Consider the following 13077-nt stretch of genomic DNA (forward strand, 5'->3'; position numbering starts at 1 on the left):
TTGGCCGGCCACGCGCGCTTTCCCGGTGGCAACGGCCGTGCTTTCACCCTCCCCCCCCCTGTAAAACACCCGGCCCCCCCCCCGCGGGGGGGCCCCCCCCCCCCCCCCCCCCCCCCCCGCTTCACTGCGCCGGCAGGCGCAGGCAATCATCCGGCCCCAGCAGGCGTCCATCCGCCGCACGCAGCTCCAGCGCCTGCACCGGCTGCCCGTTCTCGCGGTCGACCACCCGTGAATGCGCCTCCCCCGCCTCGAAGAAAAACGCCTCCCCCCACTGGCGCAAGCCGATGATCAGGGGGAACAGGCCCTTGCCCTTTTCCGTCAGCACGTACTCCTGGTAGGCACTGCCATCGGAAGCCGGCACCACCTGGAAAATCCCGTGGTTCACCAGGGTGCGCAGGCGAGCGGCGAGGATGTTTTTGGCCATGCCCAGGTTGCGCTGGAACTCGCCAAAGCGGCAGATGCCATCAAAGGCGTCCCGGACGATCAGCAACGACCACCAATCACCGATGGCATCCAGTGAGCGGGCGACCGGGCATTCGGCGCCTTCCAGACGTGTGCGTTTGACCATGGGTGGGGTTCACTCCGGGCTTTCAGAAAAGTGGTTGCAATATAAAACCAGTCTCACTAGGGTACAAGTGGTTTCATAACGCAACCACTTACAGCGAGCCCAGCATGCCACACCCAACTTTGCCCTCATCCGAACCTCCCCTGTCCGCCCCCGGCATCCGCGCCTCGGTGGTGCTGCTGTTCGCCGTCGCCTGTGGCCTGGCAGTGGGCAATGTGTATTACGCCCAGCCGTTGCTGGACGCCATGGGCCAGGCCTTTGGCATGCCGGCGGCCAGCGTCGGCGGCGTGGTCAGCCTGACTCAGGTGGGGTATGGGCTGGGCCTGTTGCTGTTGGTGCCCCTGGGAGACCTGCTCAACCGCCGGCGCCTGATCGTCGGCCAGACGTTGCTCTCGGTCGTGGCGCTGCTGGTGGTGGCGCTGGCCCCGAGCAGTACCTGGCTGCTGCTGGGCATGGCCGGCTGCGGCCTGCTGGCGGTGGTGACCCAAGTGCTGGTGGCCTACGCCGCCAACCTCGCCGCGCCCCATGAGCGGGGCCGGGTGGTGGGCATGGTCACCAGCGGTATCGTGATCGGCATCCTGCTGGCCCGCACCGTGTCCGGCAGCATGGCCGACCTCGCGGGCTGGCGCTCGGTGTACCTGCTGTCGGCCGGGCTGACCCTGCTGATGGCTGTGCTGCTGTGGCGAGTGCTGCCGAAAACCGAACAAAAGCCGGCCGCCAGCCACTATGGCCAGTTGATTCGCTCGATGTTCAGCCTGTTCCGCGAAGAAAAGGTCCTGCGCGACCGGGCGCTGCTGGCGATGTTGATCTTCGCCGCCGGCACCGTGCTCTGGACCCCGCTGGTGCTGCCCCTGAGTGCCCCGCCGCTGTCGCTGTCCCACACCGAGATCGGCCTGTTCGGCCTGGCCGGCGCCGCCGGAGCCCTGGGCGCTGCACGGGCCGGGGCCTGGGCGGATCGCGGTTGGGCGCAGTGGACCAGCGGCCTGGCCCTGGCCCTGATGCTGGCCTCCTGGCTGCCCATCGCATTTACCCAGTCCTCGCTGTGGGCGCTGCTGGTGGGTGTGATCACCTTCGACCTGGGCTTGCAGGCGGTGCATGTCACCAGCCAGAGCCTGATCTACAGCGTGCGCCCTGAAGCCCAGAGCCGCCTGGCTGCCGGTTACATGGTGTTTTACTCGATCGGCAGTGCCGGCGGCTCGATCGCCTCGACCACCGTGTATGCCTGGGCCGGCTGGACCGGGGTCTGCCTGCTGGGCGCGGCGATCAATGGCCTGGCGCTGCTGTATTGGCTGTGGAGCCTGGCGCCGCAAAAGCAGGCACTTTGTGCTTCCTGAAACGACGCCCGCGCGCCCTCAGCCCTTGCCACGCAACATGCTTTGCAGCACCCCGTCACGCCGGACCCAGCCGTGAAACAGGGCCGCCGCCAAATGCAGCAGCACCGTCAGAAACAACAAGTAGGCGAGCAGACCATGGGCCTTGCGCAACACTGCGAAGACCTGGGCATTGGCCGGCAGGATCGCCGGCAGTTGCCACGCACTGCCGAGCATCACCGGGTCTCCCGCCGCCGAGATCATCGCCCAGCCCAGCAACGGCAGAATCAGCATCAGTGCATACAGCAGCAGATGCGAGGCCTTGGCTGCCAGCACCTGCCAGCCCGGCAGGTCGGCAGGCAGCGGCGGCTGCCGGGTGGAAAAGCGTACAAACAGACGCACAATCACCAGCAGCAAAATCGCAATGCCCAGGGGCTTGTGCAGGTGGATCAGCCATTCATGGCGCTCAGACACCGAGGCCACCATGCCGGCGCCGATAAACAGCATGGCGATGACCATCAGCGCCATCAGCCAGTGCAGCAGCCGCGCCAAGGGCGCGAAGTGGTTCGGGTGGGCGCTCATGGGCGGGCCTCCTGGGACGGCAATTGGCTGACTTCACTGGTGCGGCGCAGGTAGGAACTGGCGTACGCCGCCGAACGCGCGGCCAGCAGCGGGTCGTCGGAGCCTTCAATCCCGGCGGGCAGAACCAGCGGGTCGTAGTTGATGTCGCGGCATTCGCCATTGTTTTGCGCCTGGGTGCTTTGCAGCACCAGGGTCCCGGCATTCAGCACCTTGCGGTCGGCGGGCCAGGCCTTGCTCGCATCGACCGTGGGGTCGCCGGGGTTGGCCAGGGTGATCATCAACTGCCATTTCAACGGCCCGGCCGCGAGGCGCTTGACCAGGTCCTGCTGCAGAAAGTCAGCCCCCTGGGGAGCATTGACGTCGGCAGCGTCCCGGGCCTCCGGCACCACGCCCCAACGTACCGCCTGGCGCTGACCGCTGGCGTTCACCAGGTAAAACGCATTGATGCCGTTGTAGGTCTCGGTGGCGTAGCTGGCCGAGGGTTTGGCGCCCTTGACCCATTGCAGGAACGGCGCCGTCTCCGGATGGCCGGCAAAGAATGCCGGCATGCTGGCCGGGTTGGGCTTGCCAGTGGCCGGGTCGGGCGAACTGGCCTGCTGCATTTGATAGAAGGCGTCGGGCGTTCCCACCGGGAACAGCGGCATGCTGTTCATCCCCGTACGCCACTGCTGGCCGTTGGCCTGGGTGAAACGCAAGGCCAGGCTGCGGATCGGCACGCTGCTGTCGGGCGCATAGGGGTTGCCGCTGGGCAAGGCGAACCGCCCGACCACCGGGGTCCTGGCTGCGCTGAAGACCTGGGCGCTGGAATAGACGCGGGCCTCGGGGCTGCTCTCGAAGTAGCCGATCACGCACACGCCCTTGGCATGGTTGCGACGAAATCCGGGATGCACCCCGTTGTTTTTCTCCAGCACGTCCACCAGGGCCTTGGGCGTCAGCCGCTGTGGGTCCAGGGTGCCGCGCACGTAGGCGAAGGCGCCGGCCACGGCGACCACCACCAGGGCTATCCCGGCCAGGCGCAGGACCAGGCTGCCGGTGCCCAGGGGCGGCGGAGTAGGCGGCGAAGGCGGTGTCGGGTGATCAACCATGAAAAACTCCAGGGCCGTGGGCCGCAGGTGGCAAGGATCAGACAGACGCAGGGCAACGGGCTTTATTCCATGGCGCGGTGTTTATTTTTCCGGCCGGGGAATAACCTCAGGCGTCGGGCGTCTTCCTAGGCTCAAGCGTAGTGACTGGCCAAAAACCTGCAGGAACCCATGAACGAACTCGATCAACAGTTGCGCCTGCTGATTCCCCGGCTGCGGCGCTTTGCCGTGTCACTGACGCGCAATCCCAGCAGCGCCGACGACCTGGTGCAGGCGTGCCTGGAGCGGGCGCTGACGAGTTGGACCGACAAACGGCCCGACGGTGACTTGCGTGCCTGGCTGTTCGCGATCCTCTACCGACAGTTTCTCGATGCCCATCGCCGTTCCCGGCGTTACGCGCGAATGCTGGCGTTCTTTACCGGCCGCGACGACAGCCAACCCTCAACGGAGCGCACGGTCCTGGCCCAATCGGCCCTGGCCGCCTTCGACCGCCTGAGCACCGAGCAGCGCGCCCTGCTGCTGTGGGTTTCGGTCGAGGGGTTGAGCTACAAGGAGGTCGCCGAGATTCTCGACGTCCCCACCGGCACCGTGATGTCGCGCCTGTCCCGCGCTCGCCAGGCCCTGCGCCAGCTCACCGACGGCGAAATCCACAGCCCTTCTTTGCGGATACTCAAATGATCAGCCTGCCCCCCAGCGAACACGACCTGCACGCCTACGTCGACCATCGGCTCAGTGACAGCGACCGGCGCCTACTGGAGACCTACCTCGGTTCCCACCCGGAATTGGCCGCGCAGGTGCAGGCCTGGCAGCAGGACGCCCAGCACCTGCGCGCGGCCCTGGGCGGCGCCTTGCAGCAAGCGCCAAACCCGCAGTTGGACCCGGGGCAGATTCGCCAGCGTCTCAAGCACCAGCTGCGGCGCCAGTTGGCCAGCGCGGCGTTGCTGCTGATTGCCGTCGGCCTCGGCGGTTTCAGCGGCTGGCAGGCGCGGGAGATGACCCTGGCCAACGGCACGCCACCGATGACCGACGCCCTGCAGGCCTACCGCCTGTTCGCCCAGGAGCAGATCCTGCCGGCTGATTTCAAGGTGGATGACAGCCGCGCGATGCAAACCTGGCTCGACCGCTACTTCACCCAGGCCACTCGCCTGCCGGACCTGCAAAGCGCCGGGTTCAAGGCGGTCAGCGCACGCCTGCTGAGCACCGAGCAAGGACCGGCGGCGATGGTGCTGTACCAGGATCCCGACGGGCGCAAGCTGAGTTTCTACATCCGCCCGCCAGGCCCGCAGAACAAACTGCTGCCCCGGGGCAGTCGCCGCGATGGCGAGTTGCAGGCGGTGTACTGGTCCGACAGTGGCTACAACTACGCCATGGTCAGCCCGACGGATTCGCCAGCGGCGCAAATGCTGCAACAGACCCAACGCTTTTAAGCCCTGGCCGGCGCGTCAAAAGCCCACATCCAGCACCACGTTGTCGAGGTAGGTGCCAGCCGGTGGCGTGGCCTGGTCGGTGTAGATTTTGGCGTTGTAGTTGAAGATCTGGCTGCCCGTGCCCAGGCCGTTGCCGGGGAAGACCTCGGCATCGGTACTGGCGCGCCGGGCCGCGCCGACACTGCCCCAGCGGGTGCTGCCGGCGCTTTTGAAGATGTCGTAGGCCAGGTAGTTGCTACCGGAAATCATCCGCCGCCGACCGCCCGCGCTGAGCGGTTGCTGGCCATCGCTCAAGCCCACCGTGTAGGCGCTGCCCTTGGTGCACATGAGGTTGATGGTCTGCCCGGTGACGGTGGCGAAAGCGCTGATCACCGGGGCGCTGCCGAAACTGATATTGGGCGCGGTAATCACGCAATCGTTGGACACGGTCATGGTGACGGTCAGGGACTTGGTCCCGCTGCCGATGTCCCGCCCCAGGCATCCGCCCAACACGGCAATCCCGGAGCAGTAGTTCCAGTTCCAGAAGATGCTCAGGTTTTCGGTATAGACCCCCGCCGCCACGTTGCTCCCGGTGATGCTGCCCAGGTAGATCGGCACCTGCTTGGCCACGGTCGGGCTGCCCAGCAGCCCCAGCAGATCGATAATCGAATTGCGTCCGAAATCGAATGGCGTGCCCCGGGTAATCGGGTAGCTGGTGCTGTTGTTGCCATACAGGGTGTAGCCGATGACGTCGCCCGTCGGCCCCACCAGGCCGCTCTGGGTCGAGGTGATGGTGGCGTAGAAATGGTCATTGCTGGCCAGCACGGACAACAGCGAGCCGGTGCAGCTCAAGCCGGCGTTGAGGCTGGAACTGGGCTGGCTGGTGGTGCGCACGGCAATCGAGCTGATGGTGCCAAACGCCGCCGGGCTGGTGGTGACCGTGGTGCACAAGGCCAGTGCCGGATACGGCAGCAGCAGTGCCAGGCCGCCCAGCACCCCTGTCCAGCGGTGGGTTTGCCCTTGCATGTCGAACCTCCTTTTTGCGTGTCCGGCCTCATTGGCACAGCAAGGGCCCGATGAGCGGCACCTGTTGCTGTTGCATATCCACGGGAAATTGCGCGCTGCAGGTCTGGCCGTCGGCCAGGGTCACGTGCAGGGTGTTCTGCGGCGCCAGGTTCTCCAGGTACACCAGGCCGTCCCAGCCAACCACCGCCCAGGTCCCGCTCTGCTCATGCTGGACGCTGCTGCCCAGAGGCAACTCCTGCTGCCGGGCATCCACCAGCACCACGCTGGCGGCGATGATCCGGCTCAATGGAAACTCCAGCAGGTAGCCGCTGCCGCGCCGCACGGCGATCCGTTGCTCGACATTCGGGCTCTGCACGTTGGCCGGCAGGTTCAACGGGTCGATTTCGTACTTGCCGCGGTAGTAGGCGCTGCTCCAGGGCACTAGCAGGTGGCCGTTCTTGTCGGTCTGGCCCACCAGCTGGTTCTCGTAGCGCACCGGGATATCCCGGTAACCGTCGGTACTGACCACCACAAAGGCATCGTCGATGCGGTTGGCGGCGAACACCTGGCGGTCCATCCACACCAGCGAACCGCTGGCATCGGCCCAACGGCTCTGGGCTTCGCTGCTGCCATAGACCCCGGCCTGCAACTGCACCGATTGCAGGCGCCAGGTCAGGTCGGCCTGACGGTAGGCCGGGCCGTCGCCATGGGCATAACCGAGGTTGAAACCGACCCCGCCCTCGCTGGGCACCGAGCGGCTGTAGTTGACCCGCTGGCGATTCTCCCCGGCCTTGCTGCGCTCGTTGCCGATGCTCAGGCTGCCGCGCAGGTCGAAGGGGATCACCAGTTGCGCCTGCATCGCCCAGTCGCTGTCACCGATCTCGCGGTTGGCCGACAGGTAGAAACTGCTGTTGCCCCACAGTGACTTGCTCCAGGTCAGGTTGAGCAGCCGGGTGCGCGAATCATCGGCGGCGCGCACATCGAAATAGCCCGCACCGAGGCTGCCGTAACGCTCGAGGTTGAGGCTCAGGGTGACTTGCTCGCTGCGCTGGCTGAGGCTGGCATAGGGGCTGTCGACCACGGTCAGGTCGGCATAGCGGTCATGGCGTTGCATGCGTTGGTACGCCAGGCTGTAGCGCTGGCTGCTGTATTGATAGCCGAAGCTGAGTTGCTGGCCGCCATCGCCGTCGAACCGGCTTTGGCTGAGGGCGGTGTTGAGCACACCGAAGTTGCCCAGGCGCAGGTTGCCCCCCACCCCACCGAGGGTCAGGGAGTCCGAGGCTTCGGCGTGGCTTTCCAGGGTCAGGCTGTCGCTCAGGCCGTAACGCAGGCTGCCCGAGGTCACGCCGGGGCCATAACCGAAATCGCGCACGGTGTAGTCTCGGCGCAGGGTCCCGGCAGCCACCGAGAAATCCGTCAGGCCTTTTTGCAACAGGGTGCTGGTGACGTAGAACGGCACCGTGGTCGACACCTGCCGCCCCAGGGCATCAGTGGTCACCACCACCGCCTCTCCCGCACCGTTGATAAACGGAATGTTGGTCAGGGTATAGGGTCCGGGTTGCAGGTCGGCGCTGCTGGACTTGTAGCCATTGATAAACAGATCGACCGAGGACGGCACTGCCGCTTCCCCGGCGAACTGCGGCAAGGGGTAGGTCACCAGGTCCGGGCGCACGCCAAAGTCCCGGGACAGTTGCACCCCGCCCAGGCGCACCGAGTTGCTCCAGGGCAATGCGCCGCTGACCAGGTCCCCGGCCTCGTACGTCAGCATCCGCACATCGTCGGAGTAACGCCACGTGGTGTCATAGCGCCGGTAGCCGTTATTCAGGGTACCGTTGCCAGCGCCGGACAGCGTGCGCCGGTACTGCCCGGTATTGGACAGCGTGCCCCAGCTGTCGAACAGCCGCACTTCGTTCCAGGCCGCGAGGTAGGTGCCGGCATCATCGGTGTCATTGAGGTACAGATCGTAATTGAGCAAACCACCGAAGCTAGTGCGGGCCTCGGTCTGCGGATAGGCCTGGCGACTGCCGACCCACTGCTCGGGCAACCAGTTCGCCGGCACATTCAACAGCAGGCGCTGGCCCTGGCTGTCGTACTCGCTGTGCAGCCCGGGCAGGCTGTCCAGATCGATCTCGTCAGGCAAGGTCTCGGGCAGTTTCATGCCGCTGGCCCGCAGCACGCTGACCGGCACCAGGAAATGCCCTGCCCGCTGCTGCACCGGCACCACCTGCCCGGTATTGAGCTGATTGACCAACAGTTCCAGATACAGCTGCGCATCGGTTACGGCCTCCAGGCTCGAGGGCGGCGGCGGCAGGTCGCCCGCCTGGCTCTCAGGCGCCAGCAGCAACCCGCACAGGCCGCTGGCCAACCAGGTTGAACGCCAGAAACAGCGAGCCGACCCCAGGCTCATGTTGAGTGTGCGTCCATCTATGGACATCTCCATCCCGAGACAAGCGGCCCGCCTTGTCCCTGTCCACTGGCGAGCACTCCGGCTCCGGCCAGCTATGTGACTTGGTCCTTATCCGGGGCGCACGCACCCACAGCCGCACAACCACCGACAGCGCACGAGCCGGCTTCAGGACCACCTGGTGAATCAGCTCAGCGGGTTAGCGGGTCGGCGCCAGACTCTGCACCTGTGGCGCGCCGTTGACCCGCCATTGCAGGGTCGAGTCGCCGGCCAGTGCCTCGGGGGCCGGCCAACGCATCACCGCCCCCGGCAGCACATACCCGAGCAGGCCCTCGACCAAGGGCTTGGCCTGCCCAGCCTGCTTGAACGCCACGTCGGTCAGTCGCGCATGCACCGCGCCCTGGTTGCGCACCTCGACATAGGAGCGCCCGTCCGCCGCCACTTTGCGCCAGCTCAGGTCCGGCACTCCGGCCCCCTTGGGGTCGCGTTTGCGGGTGGTGTCTTCCTTGCTCCAGAGCCCGGGGCCGTAGGCGAACAGCGGCACCGAATAGCGCATCTGGAAACGAATCGCGGCGGCGGTCTTGTTGTCACCAGTGGCCTCGACCGGCGCGGCCGAAGGGATCTCATCGATGATGATGCGGTAGGCCAGCTCCTGGCCCGGCGGCACTTCGCGGGTTCGGGTCAGGCGCACCAGCTGCTTTTGCCCGGGCTCGATCTTGGCCACCGGCGGGCTGCCGATGACGTCGCGCTGGTTCTGGTACTGGTCGGCGAAACCGCTCTGGTTCCAGGCAAAGACCCGGATCTGCAGGTTCGCGGTCTCGGTGCCGCGGTTTTCCAGCCACAGGGCGCTGGCTTGCTGGTCCGCTTCGAGGACCGGGTCAATCGGCCAGATCAGCACCGAACTGGCGGCCTGCACCTGGCTCGCCCCCAGCAGCACCAGCCCCAACAGCGCGCAGCGCGCGCGCCGCACCTGCGCAAGTAAAGGTGAAGACATACTGCAACTCCTTATGCCCTAAGGCCTTGATCGCTCAGCTCCATCACCACGACAGCTGCACCTGCAGCACATCGCTGTATGTCCCCCCAGGCTGATTGCCCGGCAATTGCACCTGCCCATAGATCGGCAGGCTGATGTTATTGGCATCGCTGTAGGCCACCGCCACGCTCTGGCCGATACCCAGGCTCTGGCTGTAGGCCGCATCGCGAAACAACTGATACGCCACCCGCGCACTGCCGCTATTGAGCTGCATGTGCCGCCCGCTGCTGTTGTACTGCCCGCCGTCGACAGTCATGTTCAGGGTCACCCCCGGCGTGCATTGCAGCTGTACCCCGCCGCTCAGCGCGACCCTCACGGTGCTGGTGGACAGCGCCGACAGGCTGCCGAACCCCAGGTTGCCGTAGTTCGAGACCCCGCCCACCACCAGGCAGCCGGCGGTCACGGTGGCGCTGACCTGGAAGCTCTGGCTGGTCACCGCCGCCAGTGGCGGCGGGACACTGCAGGCACAGAGCACTGCCAGGGCCGCACAACGGTGGCGGACCATGGCATCAGAACGTCAGTTCGACGGCGATGGTGTCGCTGTAGTTGCCCGCCGGCAGCCCGGCCTTGCCCACTGCCTTGCCGTACAGGTTTACGGTCTGCGCCACCCCGGTGCTGCCGGCGAGGGTGATCACTCCGTCGATGGCCAGCAATTGCGAGTGCCCGGTATCGGTGTACAGGTCGTAGGGCACAAAGTTGCCATTGCCATCGGCCAGGGCCCGCGAGCCGCCGCTGGACTGGCCGTCATGAGACCCGGCACGGACCTTGATCGCCGGGGTGGTGCCGGACGAGCAGAGAATCGACAGCGCCCCACCGCCACCGCCGAGCACCTGGCCATCGGCCTCGGTGAACAGACTGTTGGCGGTGCCGAAGCTCAAGGTACCGAAGTTCAACGACGAACTGCCGCCGACGCCATTGACCTGGCAACTGCTGATCAAGGTCAGGGTCGAGTTGATCTGGCCAGTGACGGTGGTGGCGGCCTGGGCCGTTGAAACCATGGCCAGGCCCAGCAATGACCAGCCGATTCGAGATACAAGCGCGTGCATGATGTCCTTCCTCATTTGAGTTACCAATCCAGGGTGATCGTCAGGATGTCGGTGTAGATCCCCGCCGGAACCGCACGGGTGTTTGCGACCACCGAGCCGAACACCGGTATGGGCACCTGGGTTCCGTTGGTCACCGCAAAATTGCGTTGCTGGCCGATGCTGTAACTGTCGGTTCCGGAAGCATCGACGAACAAACGATAGGGAATGGTCTGCCGGCCGTTGCTCAAGCGCCGGGTGGTGCCGTCGCCGTTGAGGCCGCCATTGATGGTCACGGTGAAACCGGTGACCGAGGAATTGCACGCGACGTGCAACTGGTCGTCGGCGCTGTCACTGAGGCTGGCGTTGATCGGGCGAGTCCAGGTCGGGCCCTGCTGGCCGAAATCCAGCATCCCCGGATCACTGACCGGGCTCCCCGGGACATCGCCGGTGCCACTGCTGACCTGGCAACTGGCGGTGATCACCAGGCGCGCGTCGATCTGCCCGGTGATCGCCGCGTATGCGTCGTCAGCCAGCAGCAACAGCGCGCCCAGCGCCACCGTGGTCCAGGTTCTGCGTGTCATCGCTCCCATCCTAATTCCATCAGGACTCCTGCATTGCCGCTCACCGCGAGCGACTTCCCTGCCTGTCCGGATCCACCGGAACAGCGCTATCCACCTGGGATTACCAGGTGACCGTGACCTTCACCACATCGGAATAGAGACTGGCCCGGGGGACGCCGGCCAGCGGTTCAATACGCCCATACAAAGGCAGGTCCACACTCCCCGAGTCGGGCACCCGGCCACTGACCGACACATTCACCGGCAGAGCAATACGGCGAGCGGCGTCCTGATACAGGCGGTAGGGGATGGGTGGGGTCGAGGGCTCATTGCTCGCCAGGTAACGCACGTCGCCCACGCCGCCATGCAGGCCACCGTCGACACGCAGTTGATAAGGGGTGTCCGGGTTGCATTCCAGGCGAGGCAAACGGCCGTTGATCAGGGCCGCGCCCAAGGGTCCGGCGGGGTCGTCCAGGCGCGCAGCGCTGCCAAAGTCGAGGACGCCGAGCTGCTCGATGCCGGCCTCGCGCGGCTGACCGATCAACTGGCAGCCGCGCTGCACATCGACCCGGACCTGCACCTGCAGGTCTGCGGCCGATGCGTTGCTGGCGAGCAGCGCGCTCATGGCTGCCAAAACCGAAAATCCATTCAAACCCCAGTCCTTTTGAGGAACCCGTTCTGGGCTGAAGGTTAGCCAGCGAACGATAAACGTCCAGTCGCCCCGGACGATTGGATCCATTGAAAATGGACTTACCTGAGGTTGAAAAGGGTTTTAGCCCAGGTTTTACGGGACATAAAACCTATACAGGCGGTAACTTTCTGTCTCATTTATTTTCGGGTTTTGCATGAGACTGGATGCACAGTTTTGTATTGGTTAAATTAGCGCGCCAGTTCCAGGGGGAGCGGCTCTGCAACACATCGGGGTGAATTCATTGGCCGCCTTACCGCCAAACCGCTCGCAACGCACATCCAAATGGCCACGCCTGCGCTCGCTGCTGGGCAAGGCGTTCGCCCGGCCGGCGGCTAACAGCGCCAGCACCCGATTGATCCACGACTACTTCCGGCACAAGGCCCAGGACCAGGGCTATACCCTGAGCCACAGCCAGCAGCGGGTGATCGATTGCATGGCGCAACTGGCCAACGCCCTGCTCCGGGGCCATGGCCAGCAGGTGCGCAGCCTGTACCTGCACGGTGCGGTGGGCCGGGGCAAGAGCTGGTTGCTGGATGGGTTCTTCCGCGCCATCCCCCTGGAGCAGAAACAGCGCCTGCACTTCCACGACTTCTTCGCCCAGCTGCATCAGGGCATGTTCCGCCATCGGCAGCAGCCAGATGCCCTGGAAACCACCCTCGACGAGTTGCTGGAGCACTGCCAGGTGCTGTGCTTCGACGAGTTCCATGTGCATGACATCGGCGATGCAATGCTCATCACCCGCCTGTTCAAGGCCCTGTTCAAGCGCGGCATCGTGCTGCTGGTGACCTCCAACTACCCGCCCGAGGGGCTGCTGCCCAACCCGCTGTACCACGCACGCTTCAAGCCGGTGATCGACCTGATCAACGCGCGCATGCAGGTGATGGAAGTCGGCGGCCCCCACGACTATCGCAGCCAGGCCCGCACCCACACCCAACAAGTGTTCACCCAGGGCCACTACATCTGGCCCGGCACGGCACAGCAGCGCCAGGCCTTGCAGTTGCCGGACCGCAACACCGCCGCCTTTGCCCTGACGGTGGGCGCGCGGGTGTTGCAGGCGCGGCTGTGCGACCAGCGCAGTGTCCGTTTCGAATTCAGCGACCTGTGCGACCAGCCGACCGCGGTCATGGATTACCTGGAACTGAGCCGGCGCTTTGATACCTGGATCATCGATGAGCTGCCGGACCTGGGCGAATGTTCGATTGCCGCCCAGCAGCGCTTTATCAACCTGATCGACGTGCTCTACGACCAGGACAAGCGCCTGTTGCTGATCGGCGAACTGCCCCTGCGCGAAAGCCTGGGCGGCAACGCCATTGATCTGGCGCGAACCCGCAGCCGCCTGGGGCAACTGCTGGAAATCGGCCCCGAGACCCCGCTCGGCTGAGGGAGTGATCGCCGCCCCCAGCGCCAGCCGCTATCA

14 protein-coding genes are annotated in these 13077 nt (G+C 65.6%); 4 read left to right on the forward strand and 10 right to left on the reverse strand.

What is annotated here, in order from left to right:
- Nucleotides 1-121 precede the first annotated feature (121 nt).
- Nucleotides 122-568, reverse strand: a complete 447-nt coding sequence (locus ACOZJV_RS30565) for a winged helix-turn-helix transcriptional regulator (RefSeq protein ID WP_421549217.1) — start codon at nt 566-568, stop codon at nt 122-124.
- Nucleotides 569-672: 104 nt separating this feature from the next.
- Between ACOZJV_RS30565 and ACOZJV_RS30570 the strand changes: the two genes are divergently transcribed.
- Nucleotides 673-1899 (forward strand): MFS transporter, encoded by a 1227-nt coding sequence (locus ACOZJV_RS30570; RefSeq protein ID WP_421549218.1) that lies wholly within the window; start codon nt 673-675, stop codon nt 1897-1899.
- Nucleotides 1900-1917: 18 nt separating this feature from the next.
- Here ACOZJV_RS30570 and ACOZJV_RS30575 read toward each other — a convergent pair whose 3' ends face one another.
- Both ACOZJV_RS30575 and ACOZJV_RS30580 read right to left on the reverse strand, forming a co-directional pair.
- On the reverse strand, nt 1918-2457 hold the full coding sequence (locus tag ACOZJV_RS30575) for a cytochrome b (RefSeq protein WP_078473617.1): 540 nt from the start codon (nt 2455-2457) through the stop codon (nt 1918-1920).
- The gene (locus tag ACOZJV_RS30580; RefSeq protein WP_421549219.1) at nt 2454-3542 is read right to left on the reverse strand and encodes a catalase family peroxidase; all 1089 of its coding nucleotides are present in this window, start codon (nt 3540-3542) and stop codon (nt 2454-2456) included. The genes ACOZJV_RS30575 and ACOZJV_RS30580 overlap by 4 nt, the downstream gene beginning before the upstream one ends.
- Nucleotides 3543-3710: 168 nt before the next feature.
- Here ACOZJV_RS30580 and ACOZJV_RS30585 point away from each other — a divergent pair, with 168 nt between their 5' ends.
- Entirely contained in the window at nt 3711-4217 is a 507-nt protein-coding gene (locus ACOZJV_RS30585; RefSeq protein WP_078473619.1) for an RNA polymerase sigma factor, read from the forward strand.
- Nucleotides 4214-4966 (forward strand): anti-sigma factor family protein, encoded by a 753-nt coding sequence (locus ACOZJV_RS30590; protein ID WP_421549220.1) that lies wholly within the window; start codon nt 4214-4216, stop codon nt 4964-4966. The genes ACOZJV_RS30585 and ACOZJV_RS30590 overlap by 4 nt, the downstream gene beginning before the upstream one ends.
- 15 nt (nt 4967-4981) lie before the next feature.
- On the opposite strand, the gene ACOZJV_RS30595 is transcribed toward ACOZJV_RS30590, so the two are convergent.
- The 7 genes from ACOZJV_RS30595 to ACOZJV_RS30625 form a co-directional block, all read right to left on the reverse strand.
- Nucleotides 4982-5971, reverse strand: coding sequence for a Csu type fimbrial protein (locus ACOZJV_RS30595; protein WP_078473621.1), 990 nt, complete (start codon nt 5969-5971; stop codon nt 4982-4984).
- A 28-nt stretch (nt 5972-5999) separates the two neighbouring features.
- Nucleotides 6000-8357, reverse strand: coding sequence for a fimbria/pilus outer membrane usher protein (locus tag ACOZJV_RS30600; protein ID WP_421549296.1), 2358 nt, complete (start codon nt 8355-8357; stop codon nt 6000-6002).
- Between the two features lie 196 nt (nt 8358-8553).
- A complete protein-coding gene (locus ACOZJV_RS30605) occupies nt 8554-9348 on the reverse strand; it encodes a fimbrial biogenesis chaperone (RefSeq protein ID WP_201131665.1) in 795 nt (264 codons plus the stop codon).
- A gap of 43 nt (nt 9349-9391) precedes the next feature.
- Nucleotides 9392-9892: a spore coat U domain-containing protein gene (locus ACOZJV_RS30610; protein ID WP_421549221.1), complete on the reverse strand. Its 501-nt coding sequence runs from the start codon at nt 9890-9892 to the stop codon at nt 9392-9394.
- Between the two features lie 4 nt (nt 9893-9896).
- Nucleotides 9897-10433, reverse strand: a complete 537-nt coding sequence (locus tag ACOZJV_RS30615) for a Csu type fimbrial protein (RefSeq protein WP_078473624.1) — start codon at nt 10431-10433, stop codon at nt 9897-9899.
- Between the two features lie 20 nt (nt 10434-10453).
- Nucleotides 10454-10993, reverse strand: a complete 540-nt coding sequence (locus ACOZJV_RS30620) for a spore coat protein U domain-containing protein (protein WP_078473625.1) — start codon at nt 10991-10993, stop codon at nt 10454-10456.
- Between the two features lie 100 nt (nt 10994-11093).
- Nucleotides 11094-11594 (reverse strand): spore coat U domain-containing protein, encoded by a 501-nt coding sequence (locus tag ACOZJV_RS30625; protein ID WP_421549222.1) that lies wholly within the window; start codon nt 11592-11594, stop codon nt 11094-11096.
- 307 nt (nt 11595-11901) lie between these two features.
- On the opposite strand from ACOZJV_RS30625, the gene zapE reads away from it, so the two are divergent.
- A complete protein-coding gene (gene zapE / locus ACOZJV_RS30630) occupies nt 11902-13041 on the forward strand; it encodes a cell division protein ZapE (protein WP_421549223.1) in 1140 nt (379 codons plus the stop codon).
- The last annotated feature ends 36 nt before the right edge of the window (nt 13042-13077 follow it).

This window comes from Pseudomonas sp. QD4, from assembly GCF_049199125.1.
In the GTDB taxonomy this organism is placed as follows: domain Bacteria; phylum Pseudomonadota; class Gammaproteobacteria; order Pseudomonadales; family Pseudomonadaceae; genus Aquipseudomonas.

Bases quoted from the DNA above. Each gene is read 5' to 3' on its own strand.
- ACOZJV_RS30595 (WP_078473621.1), bottom strand. From the start codon at position 5,971: ATGCAAGGGCAAACCCACCGCTGGACAGGGGTGCTGGGCGGCCTGGCA.
- ACOZJV_RS30625 (WP_421549222.1), bottom strand. From the start codon at position 11,594: ATGAGCGCGCTGCTCGCCAGCAACGCATCGGCCGCAGACCTGCAGGTG.
- ACOZJV_RS30615 (WP_078473624.1), bottom strand. From the start codon at position 10,433: ATGCACGCGCTTGTATCTCGAATCGGCTGGTCATTGCTGGGCCTGGCC.
- ACOZJV_RS30570 (WP_421549218.1), top strand. From the start codon at position 673: ATGCCACACCCAACTTTGCCCTCATCCGAACCTCCCCTGTCCGCCCCC.
- ACOZJV_RS30575 (WP_078473617.1), bottom strand. From the start codon at position 2,457: ATGAGCGCCCACCCGAACCACTTCGCGCCCTTGGCGCGGCTGCTGCAC.
- ACOZJV_RS30620 (WP_078473625.1), bottom strand. From the start codon at position 10,993: ATGACACGCAGAACCTGGACCACGGTGGCGCTGGGCGCGCTGTTGCTG.
- ACOZJV_RS30585 (WP_078473619.1), top strand. From the start codon at position 3,711: ATGAACGAACTCGATCAACAGTTGCGCCTGCTGATTCCCCGGCTGCGG.
- ACOZJV_RS30600 (WP_421549296.1), bottom strand. From the start codon at position 8,357: ATGAGCCTGGGGTCGGCTCGCTGTTTCTGGCGTTCAACCTGGTTGGCC.
- ACOZJV_RS30580 (WP_421549219.1), bottom strand. From the start codon at position 3,542: ATGGTTGATCACCCGACACCGCCTTCGCCGCCTACTCCGCCGCCCCTG.
- ACOZJV_RS30590 (WP_421549220.1), top strand. From the start codon at position 4,214: ATGATCAGCCTGCCCCCCAGCGAACACGACCTGCACGCCTACGTCGAC.
- ACOZJV_RS30565 (WP_421549217.1), bottom strand. From the start codon at position 568: ATGGTCAAACGCACACGTCTGGAAGGCGCCGAATGCCCGGTCGCCCGC.
- ACOZJV_RS30610 (WP_421549221.1), bottom strand. From the start codon at position 9,892: ATGGTCCGCCACCGTTGTGCGGCCCTGGCAGTGCTCTGTGCCTGCAGT.
- ACOZJV_RS30605 (WP_201131665.1), bottom strand. From the start codon at position 9,348: ATGTCTTCACCTTTACTTGCGCAGGTGCGGCGCGCGCGCTGCGCGCTG.